General features: G+C 67.2%; 16 protein-coding genes. 4 read left to right on the top strand and 12 right to left on the bottom strand.

Annotated features, from left to right (window positions below):
* Window positions 1-3: 3 nt before the first annotated feature.
* From ASG17_RS04585 to araD1, 5 genes are all read right to left on the bottom strand, one after another.
* A complete protein-coding gene (locus tag ASG17_RS04585) occupies window positions 4-990 on the bottom strand; it encodes a MoxR family ATPase (RefSeq protein ID WP_056099802.1) in 987 nt (328 codons plus the stop codon).
* 28 nt (window positions 991-1018) lie between these two features.
* A complete protein-coding gene (locus ASG17_RS04580; RefSeq protein ID WP_056099801.1) occupies window positions 1019-1720 on the bottom strand; it encodes a DUF4159 domain-containing protein in 702 nt (233 codons plus the stop codon).
* Window positions 1721-1739: 19 nt separating this feature from the next.
* Window positions 1740-3074: a TldD/PmbA family protein gene (locus ASG17_RS04575; protein WP_056099799.1), complete on the bottom strand. Its 1335-nt coding sequence runs from the start codon at window positions 3072-3074 to the stop codon at window positions 1740-1742.
* Window positions 3075-3094: 20 nt separating this feature from the next.
* Window positions 3095-4729 (bottom strand): TldD/PmbA family protein, encoded by a 1635-nt coding sequence (locus ASG17_RS04570; protein ID WP_056099796.1) that lies wholly within the window; start codon window positions 4727-4729, stop codon window positions 3095-3097.
* Window positions 4730-4926: 197 nt separating this feature from the next.
* Window positions 4927-5910, bottom strand: a complete 984-nt coding sequence (gene araD1 / locus ASG17_RS04565; RefSeq protein ID WP_056099792.1) for an AraD1 family protein — start codon at window positions 5908-5910, stop codon at window positions 4927-4929.
* Window positions 5911-5967: 57 nt separating this feature from the next.
* Between araD1 and ASG17_RS04560 the strand changes: the two genes are divergently transcribed.
* Window positions 5968-6747, top strand: coding sequence for a FadR/GntR family transcriptional regulator (locus tag ASG17_RS04560; RefSeq protein ID WP_369796653.1), 780 nt, complete (start codon window positions 5968-5970; stop codon window positions 6745-6747).
* 10 nt (window positions 6748-6757) lie between these two features.
* Here the strand turns inward: ASG17_RS04560 and ASG17_RS04555 are convergent, their stop codons facing one another.
* Window positions 6758-7906: an aldose epimerase family protein gene (locus ASG17_RS04555; protein WP_056099788.1), complete on the bottom strand. Its 1149-nt coding sequence runs from the start codon at window positions 7904-7906 to the stop codon at window positions 6758-6760.
* Window positions 7907-7998: 92 nt separating this feature from the next.
* Here ASG17_RS04555 and ASG17_RS04550 point away from each other — a divergent pair, with 92 nt between their 5' ends.
* The 3 genes from ASG17_RS04550 to ASG17_RS04540 all read left to right on the top strand — a co-directional run bounded on the left by ASG17_RS04550 (window position 7999) and on the right by ASG17_RS04540 (window position 11772).
* Complete coding sequence (locus ASG17_RS04550; RefSeq protein ID WP_056099786.1) at window positions 7999-9306, top strand: sugar MFS transporter; 1308 nt, start codon at window positions 7999-8001, stop codon at window positions 9304-9306.
* Window positions 9303-10832, top strand: coding sequence for an alpha-N-arabinofuranosidase (locus ASG17_RS04545; RefSeq protein ID WP_056099784.1), 1530 nt, complete (start codon window positions 9303-9305; stop codon window positions 10830-10832). The genes ASG17_RS04550 and ASG17_RS04545 overlap by 4 nt, the downstream gene beginning before the upstream one ends.
* A gap of 73 nt (window positions 10833-10905) precedes the next feature.
* Complete coding sequence (locus tag ASG17_RS04540; protein WP_056099782.1) at window positions 10906-11772, top strand: Ku protein; 867 nt, start codon at window positions 10906-10908, stop codon at window positions 11770-11772.
* On the opposite strand, the gene ASG17_RS04535 is transcribed toward ASG17_RS04540, so the two are convergent.
* From ASG17_RS04535 to ASG17_RS04515, 6 genes are all read right to left on the bottom strand, one after another.
* Entirely contained in the window at window positions 11769-11951 is a 183-nt protein-coding gene (locus tag ASG17_RS04535; protein WP_047413801.1) for a DUF3606 domain-containing protein, read from the bottom strand. The two genes, ASG17_RS04540 and ASG17_RS04535, sit on opposite strands and share 4 nt — an antisense overlap.
* A gap of 183 nt (window positions 11952-12134) precedes the next feature.
* Window positions 12135-14738, bottom strand: a complete 2604-nt coding sequence (ligD, locus tag ASG17_RS04530) for a DNA ligase D (RefSeq protein ID WP_056099781.1) — start codon at window positions 14736-14738, stop codon at window positions 12135-12137.
* 46 nt (window positions 14739-14784) lie between these two features.
* On the bottom strand, window positions 14785-15144 hold the full coding sequence (locus tag ASG17_RS04525; protein WP_255354022.1) for a M10 family metallopeptidase C-terminal domain-containing protein: 360 nt from the start codon (window positions 15142-15144) through the stop codon (window positions 14785-14787).
* Between the two features lie 4 nt (window positions 15145-15148).
* Complete coding sequence (locus ASG17_RS16015) at window positions 15149-15415, bottom strand: M10 family metallopeptidase C-terminal domain-containing protein (protein WP_369796689.1); 267 nt, start codon at window positions 15413-15415, stop codon at window positions 15149-15151.
* A gap of 7 nt (window positions 15416-15422) precedes the next feature.
* Window positions 15423-18046, bottom strand: a 2624-nt coding sequence (locus ASG17_RS15990; RefSeq protein ID WP_304438784.1) for a M10 family metallopeptidase C-terminal domain-containing protein, incomplete at its 3' end; no start/stop codon positions are given.
* Between the two features lie 340 nt (window positions 18047-18386).
* Window positions 18387-19412, bottom strand: a complete 1026-nt coding sequence (locus ASG17_RS04515) for a cysteine synthase A (RefSeq protein ID WP_056099771.1) — start codon at window positions 19410-19412, stop codon at window positions 18387-18389.
* Window positions 19413-19415: the final 3 nt, after the last annotated feature.

Below are 19415 nucleotides of genomic sequence, written 5' to 3'. Positions count from 1 at the left end.
CGATCAGCCGGCTGGCGGCGGCACGGCGCGCAGCAGGTCGGCCACGACGGCGTCGGCGCTGCGGCCCTCGGCCTCGGCCGCGAAGGACAGCAGGATGCGGTGGCGCATCACCGGCGCGGCCAGGGCCAACACGTCCTCACGCGTCGCCGCCAGCCGCCCGTTCAGCAGCGCCCGCGCCTTGGACGCCAGGATCAGGGACTGGCCTGCGCGCGGGCCCGCGCCCCACTGAACATACTGGCGGATCACGTCTGGTGCGCCGTCGCCCGGCCGGCTGGATCGCACCAGACGCGTCACCCACGCCAGCAGCCCCTCGCTGAAGTGAACGTCGCGGACCAGTCCCTGCAGCGCCAGAATGTCGTCGCCACCTATCACCGCCGGCACCGCATCGGCCTTGTTTCCGGTCGTCTGGCGCAGGATGTCGGCCTCTTCCTGCTCGGTCGGATAATCTACGCGGATGTGCAGGAGGAAGCGGTCCAGCTGCGCCTCCGGCAGCGGGTAGGTGCCGGCCTGTTCCAGCGGGTTCTGGGTCGCCAGGACGAAGAAGGGCTTGGGCAGGATGTGGGTCACGCCGCCATAGCTGACAGTCTTCTCCTGCATGGCCTCCAGCAACGCCGCCTGGGTCTTGGGCGGGGTGCGGTTCAGCTCGTCGGCCAGCAGCAGATTGGTGAAGACCGGGCCGGGCTGGAAACGGAAGCTGCGCTTGCCCGTGCCGTGGTCCTCTTCCAGGATTTCGGCGCCCAGGATGTCGCTGGGCATCAGGTCGGGGGTGAACTGCACGCGCCGGAACTCCAGATGCAGCGCCTCACCCAGCGAGCGGACCAGCAGGGTCTTGCCCAGCCCCGGCACGCCTTCCAGCAGGCAGTGTCCGCCGGCCAGCAGGCCGATCAGCAACTGCTCGACCACCGCCTCCTGCCCCACGACGGCGCGGCCGATGGCGGCGCGAAGGTCTTTCAGGCGATCGAGTCGGCTCTGGATTTCGGCTTCGGTCATGGTCGTGCTCCGGGGAGGAGAAGGTCGGTCAGCTGGAGAGGGCGTAGATGACGATGTTGACCGCGAACTTGGTGTTGTCCTCGGCCAGGAAGCGCTTGTTGCGCCAGTCGTAATCCCACTCGCAGCCGTAATCCTTGTTGCTGTAGAGGACGCCGAGCCGGCCCTCGATCTCGATGCCCTTCAGATGGTCGTGGACGATGTCGTCGCCCCAGCCGTTCAGCTCCATCGAGGTGTTCGGCGGACCATCGAAGCGGAAGAAGCTGCGATAGACGCCGTGGTCGTTGGGCAGGATCTTCAGCGCCTGAGGCCCAAAGATGGCGCGCATCTGGGCCTCGAACGAACGGGCGAAAAGGCCGTCGATGTCGTGGTTGCAGTCGTCCACGAAGACGAAGCCGCCGTTGCGGACATAACGCTCGAAGTTGCGCCGCTCGGCGGGCGAGAACTCCACCAGCTTGTGGCCGGCCATGTAGCAGAAGGGCGCTGTCAGCATCCGCGGATCCGACAGCGGAATGACGTGCTCCTCCGGATCGACGCGCAGGGTCGTGTAGTCGATCAGCGAGGTGATCATGTTCGACGGCATGCGCTGGTCGACGTCCCAGTCGCCCGAATCGTAGCGCAACCGCGTGAACCGAAAGTCGTAGGCGCCGGCCGCCCGCGCTGCGGACGGCCGGGCCAAAGCGAGGGACGCCACACCCCCGGCCGCAAACCGGAGAAACTGAGCTCGGTTCATGCGGCCGGAGAGGCTTTCATCAGACGGCGTCCGACAGCGACGTGAAGGTGAAGTCGCGCAGCTTCATCGGCGGCAACACCATGATCGGACCGCCCTCGTCCGCCTGCACCCGCACCGAACGGCCGAGTTCCTCGACATTGTTCAGCATGATCACGGGCGACTCGTTGAAGCGGAAGTTCTTCACCGGGTACTTGATCTCGCCGTTCTCGATGTAGAACGTCCCGTCCCGCGTCAGGCCGGTCAGCAGCACCGTCTGCGGGTCCACCAGACGAATGTACCAGGTGCGCGAGACCAGGATGCCGCGCTCGGTGGTGCGGATCATCTCGGCCGTCGACTTGTCGCCGCCCACCATGATGATGTTGCCCGGACCGGCGTCCGCGGTGGTTCCCTGTTTCTTCGCCCAATAGCGACTGTACATCAGGCTCTTGACCACGCCGTTCTCGACGATGGGCAGGCGCTTGCGGGCCATCCCTTCGTTGTCCCACGGCAGGGCGGCGGCGCCGTCGTAGGTTGGATCCGAGAAGATGGTGACCTCGGGCCCGAAGACCTGTTCGCCGATCTTGTTGCCGCCGCCCGCCTTGGACAGGAAGCTGCGGCCCTCGTCCGCCGAACGGGCGTCGAAGAAGTTCAGCATGAAGCCGACCAGGCCGGCGGCCGCGGCGGGCTCCAGGATGACCGTGTACTTGCCGGGCTCCAGCGCACGGGCGTCGGCCGAGGCGGCCGCCTTGCGCATGGCGATGGCGACGTCGTCGGCCGCGTTGAAGGTCGTCACGTCCTGGACGTTGTGGCCGACCCAGCCCGACCCCGTGCCCGCCTCGGTCCGCACCGTGCAGGTGTAGTCCGACGAGGTCGAGGTCTGATAGCCGTAGGCGCCCTTGCTGTTCAGGAAGGTCGTGAAGCCGGCCGCATCCTCCAGATAGCCGGCGGCCACCAGATTGGCCGCCTTGCACGGCTGGATGGAGTCGCTGGCGACCTTGGCGCGATAGGCGGCGTCGATGTTCGCCGTCGCCTGGCTGAAGGTCGAGGTCGAGACATAGGTCTCGGGATCGATCGGCGGCATGTACTCCGGATTTTCCGGCGCCAGGCGCGCCAGGGCCTCGGCCCGCCGCACCACGCGTTCCAGCGAGGCGTCGTCGAACTGGTTGATCGTCGCCGTCCCGGTCTTGGTGCCGAACGCCACCTGGACCTGAAGGTCGGTGTTGTCGACGACGCCGGCGGTCGAGACGTCGTTGCGCGCAAAGCGGACGTTGCCGCGCGTCACGCCGTCGATCTGGACATAGGTGTCATCGGCCGTCGAAAGGGCGATGACCTTTTGCAGGATGGCCTTGGTCTGGGCCTCAGGAAGAATGCTCATCTGTCGGTCTCCTGGGGCGATCAGCCGAGCGCGCGCGCGGTGTTGATGACGTTGATGCCGTTGAAGCGGGCGGTCGAAGACCCGTGCGACACGGCCGAAACCTGGCTCGGCTGGCCCTTGCCGTCGAAGAAGGAGCCGCCCAGGCGATAGTCGCTCTCGTCGCAGACGCCGACGCAGGCGTTCCAGAACTCCGGCGTGCGGATCTGATACGCCACATCCTCGATCTGGCGCGTGATCTCGCCGTTCTTGATCTCATAGAACAGCTGGCCGCCGAACTGGGCGTTGTAGCGCTGCTGGTCGATCGAGAATGAACCGTCGCCGATGATGTAGATGCCGTTCTCGACGCCCGCGATCATGTCCGACACGCTGTGCTTGGTCTTGCTGGGCTCCAGCGAGACGTTGGCCATGCGCTGGAACTGAACATTGGCCCAGTTGTCTGCGTAGCAGCAGCCGTCCGAAGCGGCCTTGCCTTCGATGTGGGCCTGGTCGCGGATGGCCTGGTAGCCGACCAGCTTGCCGTCGCGGATCAGGTCCCACTTCTTGGTGGCAACGCCCTCGTCGTCGTAGGCGACGGCGCCGAGCGAACCGACCTGGGTCTTGTCGGCGACGATGTTGACCTTGTCGCTGCCGTACTGGAAGCGGTCGCGCATCTTGTCCATGGTGGCGAAGCTGGTGCCCGCATAGTTGGCCTCGTAGCCCAGCACGCGGTCCAGCTCGAGCGGGTGGCCGACCGACTCGTGGATGGTCAGCCAGGTGTGCGAGGGGTCCAGGACCAGGTCGTAGCGGCCCGGCTCGACCGACGGCGCGGTCAGCTTGGCGCGGGCCTGCTGGGCCGCCGCCACCATGTCTTCGCGCAGGTCATAGGACTTGCCGTAGTTGATGACGCCGTTGGGCGTGGTGAACTTGCCTGACGCCGCGCCGTCCAGATATTCGTAGCCCATGCCCATCGGCGCCGAGAGGCCTTCGCGGGTGCGGAACTTGCCGGTGGTCTTGTCGATGGCGGTAGCCGTCGACGGCGCCCAGATGCGGTGAACGTCCTGGTCGATGTAGGAGCCGTCGGTCGAGGCGAAATACTTCTGCTCGTTCACCAGGAAGAGCATGGAGTTGATGAAGTCGGCGCCCGCGGCCATGGCCGCCGAGTTGACGCCCATCAGCAGCTCGACCTTCTGTTCGATCGGCACTTCCATGGCGTTCTTGGCGATCGGCGTGCGCCAGGTCACCTCGCCCACGCCGGGCGTCGGGGCCAGCTGGACTGGCGCGCTCAGCGTCGGCGCATTGGCCTTGGCGATCGCGACGGCCTGACGGGCGGCGGCGGCGACCGCCTCGATGGTCAGGCTGTTGGTCGCCGCGAAACCCCAGGCGCCGCCGGCGATGACGCGCACGCCCACGCCGGTCGATTCCGTGTTGACGATGTTCTGGACCGTCGCCTCGCGGGTGATCACGAACTGGCGCAGATAGCGGCCGACCCGCACATCGCAGTAGGTGGCGCCCGCGCCGGTCGCGGCGTTCATGGCCGCGTCCGCCAGCCGCTTCTTGTTGGCCACATCCATGACCGTCATCAGTTCCTGGGCGGCCACCGGCGTGCCGAAGGAGGCCGGTAGGGCAAGCCCGCCAGCTCCCATCGCCGCCAGCGACAGGAAGTCTCGTCTCAGCATGATGTGCCTCTCCCCTGCGCGCCCGCCCCCGGGCGTCGCGATGTCGAAAGGAGGCGCATCCAGCCCCTCCTCGGATGGGCTGGGATCATCGTCGTGGCCGGTAGGTGGGTCAAACGTTTAGCGGCCGACCCAGGTTAAACATTTGTCAGGTTGGAACCCCGTGCGCCCTCGCCGCACGCGCCGGGATCGCAGGCGTTCTAGAGCGCCCGCACCCCGGGCGCCCGCCCCGTGGCGCGCCGGAGGGTGTTTCGCAGCGGCAGGGTGAATGGCTGAGCCTCGATCTCGAACCGGTCGCCCGCCTGTGTCTCGAACCCGTCGGCGAACGACAGGGTCGCCGTTCCGAAGAAATGGACGTGGACGTCGCCCGGCCGCCGGAACAGGTCGTACTTGAAATGATGCCCTTCCAGATTGGCAAGGGCGTGGCTCATGTTCGCCTCCCCGGACAGGAAGGGCTTCTCCCAGACCACGGCGGCGCCGCGTCGGATGCGGCTGGTTCCCCGCACGTCGGACGGCGGTGCGCCGGTCAGAAGCTCCGCCCCGATCGAGGCCGGCCGTAACTTGGAATGGGCCAGCCAGAGATAGTTGTGCCGCTCGGTGACGTGGTCGCTGAACTCGTTGGCGAGACACAGACCCAGGCGCCACGGCGTACCGTCCGGCCCGATCAGATAGACGCCTGCAAGCTCCGGCTCCTCGCCGCCGTCCTTGGCGAAGTCGGGCATGGTCAGCGGCTGCTCTGGCCCGACCAGCTGCGACCCGTCGCCCTTGTAGAACCACTCCGGCTGCTGGCCGAGCTGGCCTTCCGCGGGCTTGCCGCCTTCCAGTCCTTCCAGGAACATCCGCATGGAGTCCGTGGTCTGCCCGGCGGCTGCGGCCTTGTGCATCTTGTCCCGCCCCTCGGCCGAGCCGAGGTGGGTCAGGCCGGTCCCTGACAGGGTCACGCGTGCGGGCTCATCGTGATCGATCGGCGCAACCAGCCGCCCCGCTTCGAGGGCCTCGACCAGATCGACCGCGCCTCCGAGCCCCAGCGACCGTACCGCCGCCTCCAGCCCGACGCCCGACTCAATGGCGTGCAGCGCCAGCGCGCGCACGCTGTCGACGCCGTCCACAAAGGCTGCGTCGTCGCCGAATGCCACGATCACCTGGCGGCGACCGTCTTCGGAGCGGTGTTGGAGCAGGCGCATGCAGTTTGTCCTCAGCTATTACTCCGACATATGCCCGTCGGGGGCTTGGATGCAATCTTGGCGATTGCCGCTGCCGGAGCGTTCAGCGATCATCATGCGATGAGCGACTTTCCCGAGGCGGCGCGCACCCTGCGCGGACCCGGCCGACGACTGCACGGGTCGATCGCGCACCGTATCGGCGTTGCGATCCTGTCAGGCGAGCACGCGCCCGGCGACATCCTGTCGGGCGAGGTGGCCTTCTCCGAACAACTGGACGTCTCGCGCGGCGCTTACCGAGAGGCGATGCAGGCGCTGGCCGCCAAGGGTCTGGTGGAAAGCCGGCCGAAGACCGGCACCCGCGTCCTGCCGCGTCACCGCTGGAACCTGCTGGACCCAGCCGTTCTCGCCTGGGCTTTTGCCGGAGAGCCCGATCCGCGTCTGGTCCGCAGCCTGTTCGAACTGCGGGCGGTCATCGAGCCCGCCGCCGCTCGCATGGCCGCCGAGCGCCGCAGTGACGAAGAGCTGGCCCAGATGAAGGCGGCGCTGGACCTGATGGACCGGCACACCCTGGCCACCGACGAGGGCCGCGCGGCCGATCGCGACTTTCACGACCTGATCCTGAAGGCGACGCAGAACGACGCCCTGACGACGCTGAGCGCCAGCATCGGCGCGGCGGTGAACTGGACCACCGAGTTCAAGCAGCGGGCCCGCGACCTGCCGCGCAATCCGATCCCGGACCACGCCCGCGTTTATGACGCCATCGCCGCGCAAGACGGCGCGGCGGCCGAGGCCGCGATGCGCGATCTGGTCACGTTAGCGCTGGACGACACCCACAGCGCCATGACGCCACAGCCCTAGACGGCGGGCGTCAGTCGGCGACGCTGAGCCGATAGACCATCACATGGCGATAGGGCGTGCCCGGCTCGACCCGCGCCGAGCCGAAGGCGGGGCGGTTCGGCGTATCGGGAAACTTCTGCGGCTCCAGCGCGATGCCGTCGCCCATGCGGTACAGGTGGCCGCCCTTGCCGACCAAGAGGCCGGTCAGGAAGTTGCCGGTATAGACCTGCAGGCCGGGCTCGGTGGACAGCACCTCCAGCACCCGGCCCGACGCCGGATCCTCAAGCCGCGCCGCCAACTCGGGCGTCGCCGTCTGGCCCTTGTCGAGCGCGAAGTTGTGGTCGTAGCCGCGGCCCAGGACGATCTGATCGTCCCGCCCGTCGCGAATACCCTCGCCGATGATCCGGCCGCTGCGGAAGTCGAACACCGTGCCCTCGACGGGACGCAGCTCGCCGGTCGGGATCAGGGCGGCGTCGATCGGGGTGTAGGCCGTCGCCGGAATGGTCATCCGATGCCCCTCGACCCCGCCCGGCGCGCCTTCGCCCGCCAGGTTGAAAATGGCGTGGTTGGTCATATTGACCACGGTCGGCCGGTCCGTCTCGGCTCCGAAGGCGATCGTCAGGGCGCCGGTCTCGTCCAGGCTGTAGCTGACCGTGACATCCAGCTTTCCCGGATAGCCCTGGTCGCCGTCGGGGCTGGTCAGGGCCAGGGTCACGAAGGCCGCGTCGCCGCTGCGCATCTCGCTCACCCGCCAGATCGCCTTGTCAAACCCGACGGTCCCGCCATGCAGACTGTTGGTCGTGTCATTCAGCGGCAGCTGGTAGGTGCGTCCATCCAGGTCGAACCGGCCGCCGGCGATGCGGTTGGCGTAGCGCCCGACCGTCACCCCGAAGTAGTTGGGCCGGCTCTCGAAGTCGGCCGCGTTGTCGTAGCCCAGCACCACATCGGCCGGACGCCCCTGCCGGTCAGGTCCGATCAGCGACTGCAGCGTCGCTCCATAGGTCAGGACGCGCGCCGAGACGCCGTGACTGTTGCTCAGCACGACCGCCTCGACCGCCCGCCCGTCGGCCAGCGTTCCGGCCGCCTCGCGCCGCGCGTCGGCAGCCAGCGCGCCCGTGGACGCCAGTGCGACGGCGGCGAATACGCCGGCCGCCAGACCCGGGAACCGACTTGCGGTCATGACCCCTCCCTCGAAGGTTCAGCGCGTTGACGCGCGATTGGCGTCGTTATACTCCGACAAATAGAGCCGCGCCAAGCGGTCGGGAGGAAACGATGCCTGCATCCACAGGACCTTCGACCGCGACCGCATCCGGCGGGTCGATACCCTATCGCCCGGCGCTGACGCTGCTGGCTTCGCTGTTCTTCATGTGGGGCTTCATCACTGTCATCAACGGCGCGCTGCTGCCGCACCTGCGCAGCGTGTTCGTGCTGGATTACACCCGCACCACCTTGATCGAGTCGGTCTGGTTCATCGCCTATTTCGTGGCGTCGATCCCATCGGCCAAGCTGATCGAGCGGATCGGATACAAGCGCTCCATGGTCGTCGGCCTGCTGGCCATGGCCGTCGGCGCCCTGGCGATGGTCCCGGCGGCGCGGCTGGCGTCCTATGAGCTGGTGCTGATCGCCCTGTTCGTGATCGCCAGCGGGATCACCCTGCTGCAGGTCGCGGCCAACCCCTACGTCGCCGTCATCGGACCGCCGGCGACCAGCTCGTCGCGCCTCAATCTGGTGCAGGCCTTCAACTCGCTGGGCACCACCCTGGCGCCGCTGTTCGCCGGCTATCTGATCCTAAGCCGCTCCAAGGGCGGCGTCGCCGACGGCGAGGTCGTGCTGACCGCCGCCGAGCGCTATGCCGACGCCCAGACGGTCATTCTGCCCTACATCATCGTCGCGGCGGTGCTGGTGCTGCTGGCGGTCGTCATCGCCCGCTTCCCGTTGCCCTCGATGCACAACGCCTCGCGCCGCGCGACCGCCGCCGAGCGCAAGGGCCTGTCCCTGTGGAAGCACCGCAACCTGGTGTGGGGCGTGCCGGCCATCTTCATCTATCTGATCGCCGAGATCGGCGTGGCGAACCTGTTCATCAACTTCGTCAGCCAGCCCAACATCGCCGCCATCAGCCACGCCGAGGCCGCGCGCTATCTGGCCATCCTGTGGGGCGGCATGATGGTCGGCCGTTTCATCGGTAGCTTCCTGACCCACCGGTTCCCGGCGGACAAGGTGCTGGCCGTCTTCGCCATCGGCGCCTTCGCGGCCATGATCGTCACCACCTTCACCAGCGGCCCCTTGGCCATGTGGGCGCTGATCTCGGTGGGCCTGTTCCACTCGATCATGTTCCCGACCATCTTCACCCTGGGCATCAAGGGGCTGGGACCGTTGACCGAGGAAGGCTCGGGCCTGCTGATCATGGCCATCGCGGGCGGTGCATTGGTGGTGGTGCAGGGCTGGCTGGCCGACACTTACGGCCTGCAGTTGTCCTTCCTGCTGACCGCTGTCTGCGAGCTTTACATCCTGTTCTACGCCCTGTGGGGCTCCAAGCCGACCAACGCCCTGCCCGACCTCCAGCCTGAGACCGCCGCATGAAGCGCCTGCTGACCGCCCTCGCAGCGACCACCGCGCTGATCGCCGGCGCCGCCTATGCCGAGCCATTCACCGCCACGGCCGAACTGCGCCTCGACCAGCCCGGCGTTGTGATCGCGCCGGAGGTCTATGGCCAGTTCATGGAGCAACTGGGCACCGGCATCGACGAAGGCGTGTGGGTCGGCCCGGACTCGCCCATCCACAACGTCCGCGGCTATCGCACCGATGTCGTCGAGGCGCTGAAGGCGCTGAAGGTGCCGGTCGTGCGCTGGCCGGGCGGCTGCTATGCCGACATCTACCACTGGCGCGACGGGGTCGGCGCGCGTGCTCAGCGGCCCGTCACCCTGAACCGCTGGTGGGGCAACAAGGAAGAGAACAACCACTTCGGCACGCACGAGTTCTTCGAGTTCGCCGAGCTGATCGGGGCCAAGACCTATCTCAGCATCAACGTCGGCTCCGGCACGCCGGCCGAGGCCGCCGACTGGATCGAATACGTCACCGCCCCCGGACACTCGCGCCTGGCCGAGATGCGCCGCGCCAACGGCCGCGATGCGCCGTGGAAGATCGATTATCTGGGCATCGGCAACGAGACCTGGGGCTGCGGCGGCCGTATGCGCGCGCCCTATTACGCCGATGTCTACCGTCAGTTCGTGGGCTTCGTGACCGCCAACGGCACGCCCAATATCGCGGTCGGCCCTAGTGGCGACGACTACACCTGGACGCGGGTGATGATGGAGCAGGCGCGTAACGACTTCGACGCCCTGTCCCTGCACTACTACACCCTGCCGACCGGCGACTGGACCACCAAGGGTCCTGCTCTAGGTTTCGATGAAGCGCAGTGGAACGCCACCTTCACCCAGACCTACCGTATGGAAGGCTTCCTCCAGGGCCACGACGCGGTCATGGACGAAACCGATCCCGAGAACAAAAAGATCATCGCCGTCGATGAATGGGGCGCCTGGTATGATCCCACGCCGGGCACGAACGCGGGCTACCTGCAGCAGCAAAACAGCCTGCGCGACGCCCTGCTGGCCGCCGCCAACTTCAACATCTTCCACCGCCACGCGGACCGGGTGCGGATCGCCAACGTGGCCCAGATGGTCAACGTCCTGCAGGCCATGATCCTGACGGACGGGCCGCGCATGGCCCTGACCCCGACCTACCACGCCTTTGCGATGTACCGGCCCTTCCAGGGGGCGACGGTCCTGCCGCTGACCCTCCAGTCGCCGGCTCAGGGCGAGGTGAAGGCCGTGGACGGCACGGCCGCGCGCGGGACGGACGGCAAGGTCCACATCGCCCTGATCAACCTGAATCCCGACGACGCGGCGGATGTGAACGTCAGCGTGGGAGGCGGAACAGCCCGCCGGGTCTCCGGCCAGGTCCTGACCGCCGGGGCGATGGATGCGCACAACACCTTCGACGCGCCCGACGCCGTCCACCCCGTCGCCTTCACCGGAGCCCGGATCGCGAACGGCCGCCTCACGGCGCGCCTGCCGGCTAAGTCTCTGGTGGTCCTGACGCTGGACTAGCCGTGCCCCGAGACAGGAAGGCCGAACCGATTCGCCGGCTCGAGCATTGAGTCGCCTCTCAAGGAGACGCGTCATGGCCCCCCGTCCGACCTGGCAAGGACATCTCAAGCTGTCGCTCGTCACCTGCCCGGTGGCGCTCTACACGGCCACGTCCAGCGCCAGCCACATCAGCTTCCACCTGATCAATCCCGAGACCAACAACCGGATTCGCATGGTCACCACCGACCCGGACACCGGCCCGGTCGAGCGCTCCAGCCTGGTGAAGGGATATGAGGTGTCGAAGGACGAGTACGTCCTGTTCGACGACGCCGACTTCGAGAAGGTCCGGCTGGAGAGCACCCGCACCATCTCCATCGACAAGTTCGTGGACGAGGACGAGATCGACCGCCTGTACTGGGACGATCCCTTCTATGTCGTTCCAGAAAAAGGTGCGGGCGTCGAAGCCTTCGCCGTCATCCGGGACGCGATGAAATCGGCCGGCAAGATCGCCCTTGGCCAGCTGGTCCTGCGGGGCCGCGAGCGCCAGCTCGCGCTTGAGGTTCGCGACAAGGGGCTGATCGCCTACACCCTGCGGCCGCATGAAGAGGTGCGTGAGGCCGACGACTACTTCGATGACATCCCAACGGTGAAGGCCGACAAGGACATGGTCGAGATCGCCAGCCGGATCATCGCCCAGAAAGAAGCGGAATTCGATCCGAAGGACTTCACAGATCGCTACGACACGGCCCTGCGCGAGATGGTCAAGGCCAAGCAGAAGGGACAGGGCGTGGTCGAGGCGCCCGAGCCGGACGACACCAACGTCATCGACCTGATGGAAGCGCTGCGGAACAGCCTGAAGGGCGGACCCGCCGCCAAGGCCTCGCCGAAGAAGACGACGGCCAAGAAGCCCGCGCCAAAGGCTCCGGCCAAAAAGGCGACGGCGAAGAAGAAGGCGGCCTAGCGCTTCTTGCCCAACTCCGCGGCGATGTCCTTGGTCATCCGGCCGACCTTGCGGTGGGCGGCGGTGATCTGGTCGCGCGTGACGCCCCACCGCTTCATCCAGTATTCGACGGCCTGCCGCTCCGACAGGTCCAGCCGATCCTTGTCGATGAAGCCGCGCTTGTCCTTCAATCCCGCCATGAGACGCCCGCCTATTCCTGGAACAGGTTGCCTAGCATGAAGACGCCGCCGGAGAACCCTCAGCCAGCGCCCGGGCCGCGCAGGCCGCGTCTGGTCCGCAAGGGCCAGTTGGTCGGGAGCTTGGTCTTCGTGGCCTTCTTCGTCCTGATCTGGGCCGCGGTCTTTCTGATGGCGCGATAGGCCCTAAGACACCGACTTCAACGCCGGCTTCAGGCTGACGGCGCTGGCGCGGAAGTCCGCCCATGGGTCAGCCTTTTTCAGCAGCGCCGGGGCTGTGCGAAGGGTGTAGGCCTTAGGGTTCAGCCCCGTCTTCACCTGGCCCCAGCTGAGGGGGAAGGCGATGCCCGCGCCCGGTCGCGCGCGCGGCGACCAGGGCGCCACCGCCGTCGCCATCCGCCCGTTGCGGAGATAGTCGAGGAAGATCTTCCCGCCCCGCGCCTTCTTGGCCAGGGTGGTGGTGAAGCGCTCTGGCGCGGCCTGGCGGACCCGTTCGGACACCGCCTTGGCGAAGGCCTTGTTCTGATCCCAGCTGATACGCGATCGGGCGTCAGTCTTGATCGGCACCACGACGTGCAGGCCCTTGCCGCCCGTCGTCTTGACGAAGCTGGGCAGACCCAGAGCCTCCAGCGCCTTTCGCATCACCTTGGCCGCGGCGATCACGTCATCGAAGTCCAGCCCCTCGTCGGGGTCCAGGTCGAAGGTGATCTGTTCGGGCGTTTCCGGGTCGCCCGGCATGCAGCCCCAGGGATGTAGCTCCAGCCCACCCGACTGGCCGATGGCGACCAGGCCGCCGACATCGGTGACGGCGACGTAGGGCTTCCTCTCATGCACGTCGATCAGCTTCAGCCTCGGGTTGGATCCGGGCATGGCGTGGCGCTGAAAGAAGGTTTCGCCGACGATCCCCTCTGGTGCACGGATGATCGAGGTCGGGCGGTCTGAAACGTGCGGCAGGATGCGCTCGGCCGCCATCTCGTAATAGCGCACCAGGTCGGCCTTGGTGATCGGATCGTGGCCGTCGGCTGCGGGCCACAGCACCTTGTCCGGATTGGAGATGGTCACGCCCGCGACCACCAGCTTTCCAGCCTTGCCCACGGTCTTCGGGGCGCCCAGCGTCAGTTGCGGCGGCGCCTTGGCGGACCCGCCCTTCAGTTTGGTCGGCGCCTGAGGCTCGGCGGTCACCTCGGGCGCGGTCTTGTCTTCGCGCAGGCCCTTGAACGCCGCCTGCCGCAGAGAGCCGCTGTCGGTGTAGCCGCCGTGCTCGATTTCGGCGACCAGCACGGGCTTCAGCCAGTGCGTGGTCAACCCGCCCGTCGCCTTCCTCGGCGCGCCTTTGCCGACAAACGGGCTGGCGTCCGACGCCGCCGCCTTCAACGCCGGCACCAGCGTTTTGACGACGGACGCGCTGTAGCCCGTTCCGACCCTGCCGAGGTGCCGCAGACCCTTGCCTTGCTTGGCGTCCGTGTCCTGTACGCCGACGATCAGTGAGCGGAAGCGGTCGCCTTCGCTGGTCCAGCCGCCGATCACCACCTCGTCGCGCCCCCGGCATTTGGACTTAATCCAGGTCGTCGATCGTCCCGCCGTGTAGGCCGCATTCAGATCCTTGGAGATGACGCCTTCCAGATCCATCCGGCAGGCGCTCTCCAGCACCGCCTGGCCCGTGCTGGCGAAATGCTCGACGAAGCGGACGCGCGCGCCTGCCGCCTTGGGAATGCGGTCGAGATAGGCCTGCAAGCGCGCCTTGCGATGCGACAGCGGCAGCTTGCGTAGGTCCTCCGATCCCTCAAACAGCAGGTCGAAAGCGAAGTAGATCAGCTCGTCTGTCGTTCCTCCGGAAATCGCCGCCTGGAGCGCCGAGAAGTCGGGCATGTGATCTCCGGCCAGGGCGCAAAGCTCGCCGTCCACCACCCCATCCGGCCACTGACCCGCGTCGGCCGCCAGCGCCTCGAACTTCGCCGACCAGTCCAGCCCGCTGCGGGTGCGCAGCACCGCCTTCCCGCCGCCCGCGCCGACTTGGATACGATAGCCGTCGAACTTGATCTCATGGGCCCAGCCGTCGCCGCGCGGTGGATAGTCGCCCACCTTGCACAGCTGGATGGGAACGAAGGCCGGTGGCCTGGTCGCGGTCTGCCGCTGCGCCTTCGTCGCCTTGGGCTTTGCCGGCGGGGCCCGATTGGTCGTCTTGGAGGATTTCCATTGCGTCTCGCCGTCGGCGATCTCGGCCATGGTCCGGCCGCTGACGACCGAGGCGTCGATCTCCATATTGGCGTCGCCTTCGCCCTCGACGCGATACTCGTCTCGCTCCTTGATCAGCAGCCAGTTGTTGCGTTTCGAGGGCTTGCCGCGGTCGCTCTTCAGCCGGATCAGAGCCCATTTGCCCTTCAGCCGCTCGCCGTGCAGGACCATCTTGATCTCGCCCGCCTTGAAAGCGGCGTCCAGATCCGGGTCCTGCGGCTCCCAGTGTCCGGTGTCCCACATCTGGACCGTCCCGGCGCCGTAGTTGCCCGCCGGGATCGTCCCTTCGAAGTCGCCATAGTCCAGGGGGTGGTCCTCGACCTCGACCGCCAGCCGCTTCACCTTGCCGTCGCGCGAGGGCGCCTTGGTCACGGCCCAGGATTTCAGGACGCCGTCGACCTCGATGCGGAAGTCATAGTGGAGGCGCGTCGCCGCATGACGCTGGATCAGGTAGCGAAGCGGCCGTCCCCGTTTGGAGACAGCCTTCTTGCCCTTGGGCTCTGGCGTATCGCCGAAGTTCCGCTTGGCCTGATAGGTGTCGAGCTCGCCGCGCATCTCGCCCTCCCTTGCGGCGGACTCAACGCGCGACGCGCTCTAGCGATCAACCCCCGCCGAACAGGAACCGGTCGAAGCTCTCGTGCTCGCCGTTCAGCCGCACCAGCATGTCGGCTTGCCCGTCCCCGTTCACGTCGACGGTCAGCGAGGTGATGTCGGTTCCGGCGTCGTAGCTCAGCACCAACTCTCCCGCGTGACCGCTGAAGCTGTCCACGATGGTGAAGCCCTGGACCCCAGCCGTGTTCACGTCGCCGTCGATCTGGCGGAAGTCGATCTTGTCCGACGTGTCGTTCAGGTCGGTGATGCGGTCTGAATCCGCCACGGTCGAATCCGCCGTCGAGGTGAAGACGAAGGTGTCGGAGGACGCCTTGCCCGTCATCACGTCCGCCCCGCGCCCGCCCGTGATGACGTTAGAAGCTGTCCACGATGGTGAAGCCCTGGACCCCAGCCGTGTTCACGTCGCCGTCGATCTGGCGGAAGTCGATCTTGTCCGACGTGTCGTTCAGGTCGGTGATSCGGTCTGARTCCGCCACGGTCGAATCCGCCGTCGAGGTGAAGACGAAGGTGTCGGAGGACGCCTTGCCCGTCATCACGTCCGCCCCGCGCCCGCCCGTGATGACGTTGCGCCCGGCGTTGCCGTAGATGGCGTTGCCCTTGGAGTTGCCGGTGGCGTTGATCCACGCNGTCATCACGTCCGCCCCGCGCCCGCCCGTGATGACGTTGCGCCCGGCGTTGCCGTAGATGGCGTTGCCCTTGGAGTTGCCGGTGGCGTTGATCCACGCRTCGCCCGTCAGCGTCAGGGCCTCGATGTTGGCGCCCAGCGTCCAGCTGATCTCGCTATAGACCCAGTCGCGGCCTTCCGAACTCAGCTCGATCACCTGATCGCCCGCGTTATCGACGTAGTAGCGGTCGTCCCCGGTCGAGCCCGACATCGTGTCCGCGCCCGCGCCGCCGCGCATGAAGTTGTCGCGGGCGTTGCCGATCAGGATGTTGTCCAGGTCGTTCCCGCGCGCCGTGCCGGCCGAGCCGGTGAGGGTCAGGTTCTCGACGTAGGCGCCCAGCCGGAAGCTGACCGAGCTGGACACCGTATCGACGCCGCCGCCCGCCGCCTCGATCACCAGGTCGCCGGCGTTGTCGACATAGTAGGTGTCGGCGCCCAGGCCGCCCGACATGGTGTCCGCGCCGGCGCGTCCGTCCAGCGTGTCCCGCCCCGCGCCGCCGGTCAGGATGTCCGAGCCCGACGTCCCCGTCAGCACCATGCCCTCGTCGGCTGATCCAAAGCCGCCGAAGGCGCTGTGGTCGCCGGTGAAGTTGACCCGCATGTCCGCAACGCCGTCGCCGTCCACATCCACCGTCAACGAGGTGGTGTTGGTCGTGGCGTCGTAGGTCATGACCAGCTCGCCGGCCGTGCGCGAGAAGGCGCTGACCTTAGTGAACTCCTGCATGCCGCTTGTGGTGATGTCGGCGTCGATGTTGCTGAAGTCCAGCTTGTCGATCGCATCGTTCAGGTCGGTGACGAGGTCGGTCGACGCTGAGGTGGAATCAGACAGGCTGTTCCATACGAAGACATCCGCGCCCGACCCACCCGTCAGCGTGTCCGCGCCGCCGCCCCCGATCAGGACGTCCGCGCCGGCCTTGCCGTCCAGCGCATTGGCGCCGGTGTTGCCGGTCAGGCGGTTGGCCAGTTCATTGCCCGTGCCCGACAGACCGCCGGTCCCGTCCAGGATCAGGTTTTCGACATTTGCCCCCAATGTGTAGGTAATCGCCGAGCGGACCGTGTCGGAGCCGCCGCTGGCGGAGGCCTCGCGCACCGTGTCGCTGCCGCCGTCCACATAGTAGATGTCGTCGCCCGCGCCGCCGCTCATGCTGTCGGCGCCTGAGCCGCCGTTCAAGATGTCGGCCCCCGCCGATCCCGTGAGCACGTCGTCGCCCGCGCCCCCATCGAGCCGCGACCCCGTCGGCGTTCCGACAGGCGCGTCTTCGCCGGTCAGCGAAACGTTCAGCGTGTATCGCGAGCCGGCCGTCAGCGGATCGCCGTTCAGGCTGTTGTCCTTAAACTGGCCGACGGCGATGTAGTAGGTGCCCGCCGAGGTGAAGGTGTAGGTCAGGAAGGAATCCTGCGGTGCGGCGCTGCCGGCGTCCTGCGGACCGTCATCGTCATAGGCCAGCCGCGATCCTGAGCTGTTCTGGATGGTGACCCACGCGTCGAAGGTGTTGGCGGAGTCGATGTCGATCGTGATCTGCTGTCCGGCGACCACGGTCACCGCATAGTAGTCCGTGCCGCCTGCGGACGTCGCGTTGACGGTCGCGTGGGGGATGGCGGTCGACGAGATGATGTTGACGTCGAACTGAAGACCGAATTGGCCTTCGAGCGAGACGGCCGAGCCGCGGCTGACGTTGGCCGTGCTCTGCGCCTTGGTGATGTCGGCCACGAAGACCGGCGCGGCATAGGCCTGCGCGACCATGGTGTCGTTGCCGGACCCGCCGATGGCGTGTTCGATCACGGCGCCCTGGGCGATGGACACGTTGCCGATGAGGCCGCCGACGCTGGAGAACTGGCCCTGACGAAGGTCGATCGTCTGGGTCTGGCCATAGCCCGAGAAGTCCAGGGTGTCGTAACCGCCCGCGTCCCAGACGGCGAACACGAGTTTGTCGGCGCCGGAGGCGGCGGAGTAGAAATCGCGACCGGTGTTGGAGTTGAAGCCGTAGGTCGTGTCGCCTGTGCGCGTCGACATGTTCGCGCCGTAGAGCATCTGGATCGCGGCGATGTCGTCCAGAAGCGGTGCAGCGGCATAGTAGGGGCCACCGCTCGAACCGAGGAAGTTGGCCCCGGTCTCGGCCTCGGACCAATAGCTCATCACCGTGTACTGGGTGCTGTCCTCGCGATACTCGGCGTCGGCGTAGGACGGATCACCATCGCCGGCGTTGTAGTCGCCCGGGTGCGACAGACCCAGCGCATGGCCGATTTCGTGGATCAGCACCATGCGACCATAGCCGCCCAGCACAGGGGTGGCGTTGTAGGCCAGCGAGTTGTTGTACCAGCTGTCGCCCTCGACATCACCCGTACCCCGGCCGCCGCGAGCGCCGTACGGAGCCATGTAGGCGAAGGCCGCCGCGCCGTCGGAGCCGTCGCTGTAGTTGGAGAACAGGAGGGTGGCGTTGTTCGAAAAGGCGCCCGAACCCGACGTCCCCGAACCGACGCGCGTGAAGTTGATGTTGGCCACGTCGGACCAGGCCTGCAGCGCCAGCAGGGTGGCGGCGATCTGGGCGGCGTTGAACTGGCTGAAGCCCGTGGTGTCGTCGGGCATGGTTCCCGGCGCCGTCGAGCGGAAGGCGAAGGTCAGGGTTGCGCCCACGCCCCAGCTCGATCCGTCGCGCGCGATCTGCCCGGCCGCGCCCTCGATCGTGAAGGAATCCGGGTTGCTGGAGGTGCCGCCGCGCGTGTCGTTGCCGAACAGCCAGGATGGCTGGCCAGAGTCGAAATCACCCGGTCCGGCAAGGTTGGTCGGCATGATCGGATACTCCCCACACGGCGTCGCCGGGCTGGCGATCCCCTTGACAGGGCTATCGGATCAGTCCGCCTCACGCCAGTGAATTACGCGCGAGCGGCGAGCCACGGCCTGGGTTCCAGCTAAGCTTGCAGGCTGCTCAGGCTGCTTCCGCAGGGGTGGCCGCGCCTGCCGTCCAGGGCGGAACGGGCAGGCCGCGCGCGCCCAGAAACTCGGCGTTGAACAGCTTGGACGAATAGCGCGCGCCGGGGTCGCAGAGCGCCGTGACGATGGTCTTGCCCGGTCCCAGGTCGCGCGCCAGTCGCACCGCGCCGGCGATGTTCACACCGGCCGAACCGCCCACTGACAGCCCTTCATACCGCACCAGATCGAACAGGATGGGCAGGAACTCGGCGTCCTCGATCCGGTACGAATAGTCGGGCGCGAAGCCTTCCAGATTGCCGGTGATCCGCGCCACGCCGATGCCCTCGGTGATGGACGAACCTTCGCCCGACATCTCGCCCCGGGTGTACCAGTTGAACAGCGACGCGCCGGCCGGATCAGCCAGGGCGATCTTCACGTCCGGGTTCTGCTCGCGCAGATAGGCTGAGACGCCCGTGATGGTGCCGCCGGAGCCGACCGCGCTGACGAAAGCGTCGAGCTTGCCGTCCGTCTGGGCCCAGATCTCCGGGCCTGTCGTCTCATAGTGGGCGTCGCGATTGGCGGTGTTGTCGAACTGGTTGGCCCACAGGGCGCCGTTCGGCTCGCTCTCGTTCAACTCACGCGCCAGACGCCCGGAATAGTGGACGAAGTGGTTGGGGCTGGAGAAGGGCGCGGCGTCCACCTCGACCAGGCGGGCGCCCAGCGATCGGATAGCCGCCTTCTTCTCTTCGGACTGGGTGCGCGGAATGACGATGACGACGGGGTGGCCCAGCGCCGAGCCGACCAGCGCCAGGCCTATGCCGGTGTTGCCCGCCGTGCCCTCGACGATGGTCCCGCCGGGCTTGAGGGCGCCGGACGCCAGCGCCTTCTTCACGATCGACAAGGCGGCGCGGTCCTTGATGGACTGGCCGGGATTCATGAACTCCGCCTTGCCCAGGATCTCGCAGCCCGTCTCGTCCGAGACGCGGTTGAGGCGGATCAGCGGCGTGTTGCCGATGAGGTCGATGACGGATGAGACGGTCACGGG

The sequence above is a fragment of the Brevundimonas sp. Leaf363 genome, assembly GCF_001424025.1.
Taxonomy (GTDB): domain Bacteria; phylum Pseudomonadota; class Alphaproteobacteria; order Caulobacterales; family Caulobacteraceae; genus Brevundimonas.
This window is presented reverse-complemented; position numbering and strand designations above follow the sequence as displayed.

Bases quoted from the DNA above. Each gene is read 5' to 3' on its own strand.
- ASG17_RS04535 (WP_047413801.1), bottom strand. From the start codon at position 11,951: ATGGCGGGATTGAAGGACAAGCGCGGCTTCATCGACAAGGATCGGCTG.
- araD1 (WP_056099792.1), bottom strand. From the start codon at position 5,910: ATGCGCCTGCTCCAACACCGCTCCGAAGACGGTCGCCGCCAGGTGATC.
- ASG17_RS04585 (WP_056099802.1), bottom strand. From the start codon at position 990: ATGACCGAAGCCGAAATCCAGAGCCGACTCGATCGCCTGAAAGACCTT.
- ASG17_RS04555 (WP_056099788.1), bottom strand. From the start codon at position 7,906: ATGACCGCAAGTCGGTTCCCGGGTCTGGCGGCCGGCGTATTCGCCGCC.
- ASG17_RS04545 (WP_056099784.1), top strand. From the start codon at position 9,303: ATGAAGCGCCTGCTGACCGCCCTCGCAGCGACCACCGCGCTGATCGCC.
- ASG17_RS04570 (WP_056099796.1), bottom strand. From the start codon at position 4,729: ATGCTGAGACGAGACTTCCTGTCGCTGGCGGCGATGGGAGCTGGCGGG.
- ASG17_RS04550 (WP_056099786.1), top strand. From the start codon at position 7,999: ATGCCTGCATCCACAGGACCTTCGACCGCGACCGCATCCGGCGGGTCG.
- ASG17_RS04575 (WP_056099799.1), bottom strand. From the start codon at position 3,074: ATGAGCATTCTTCCTGAGGCCCAGACCAAGGCCATCCTGCAAAAGGTC.
- ASG17_RS04580 (WP_056099801.1), bottom strand. From the start codon at position 1,720: ATGAACCGAGCTCAGTTTCTCCGGTTTGCGGCCGGGGGTGTGGCGTCC.
- ASG17_RS04540 (WP_056099782.1), top strand. From the start codon at position 10,906: ATGGCCCCCCGTCCGACCTGGCAAGGACATCTCAAGCTGTCGCTCGTC.
- ligD (WP_056099781.1), bottom strand. From the start codon at position 14,738: ATGCGCGGCGAGCTCGACACCTATCAGGCCAAGCGGAACTTCGGCGAT.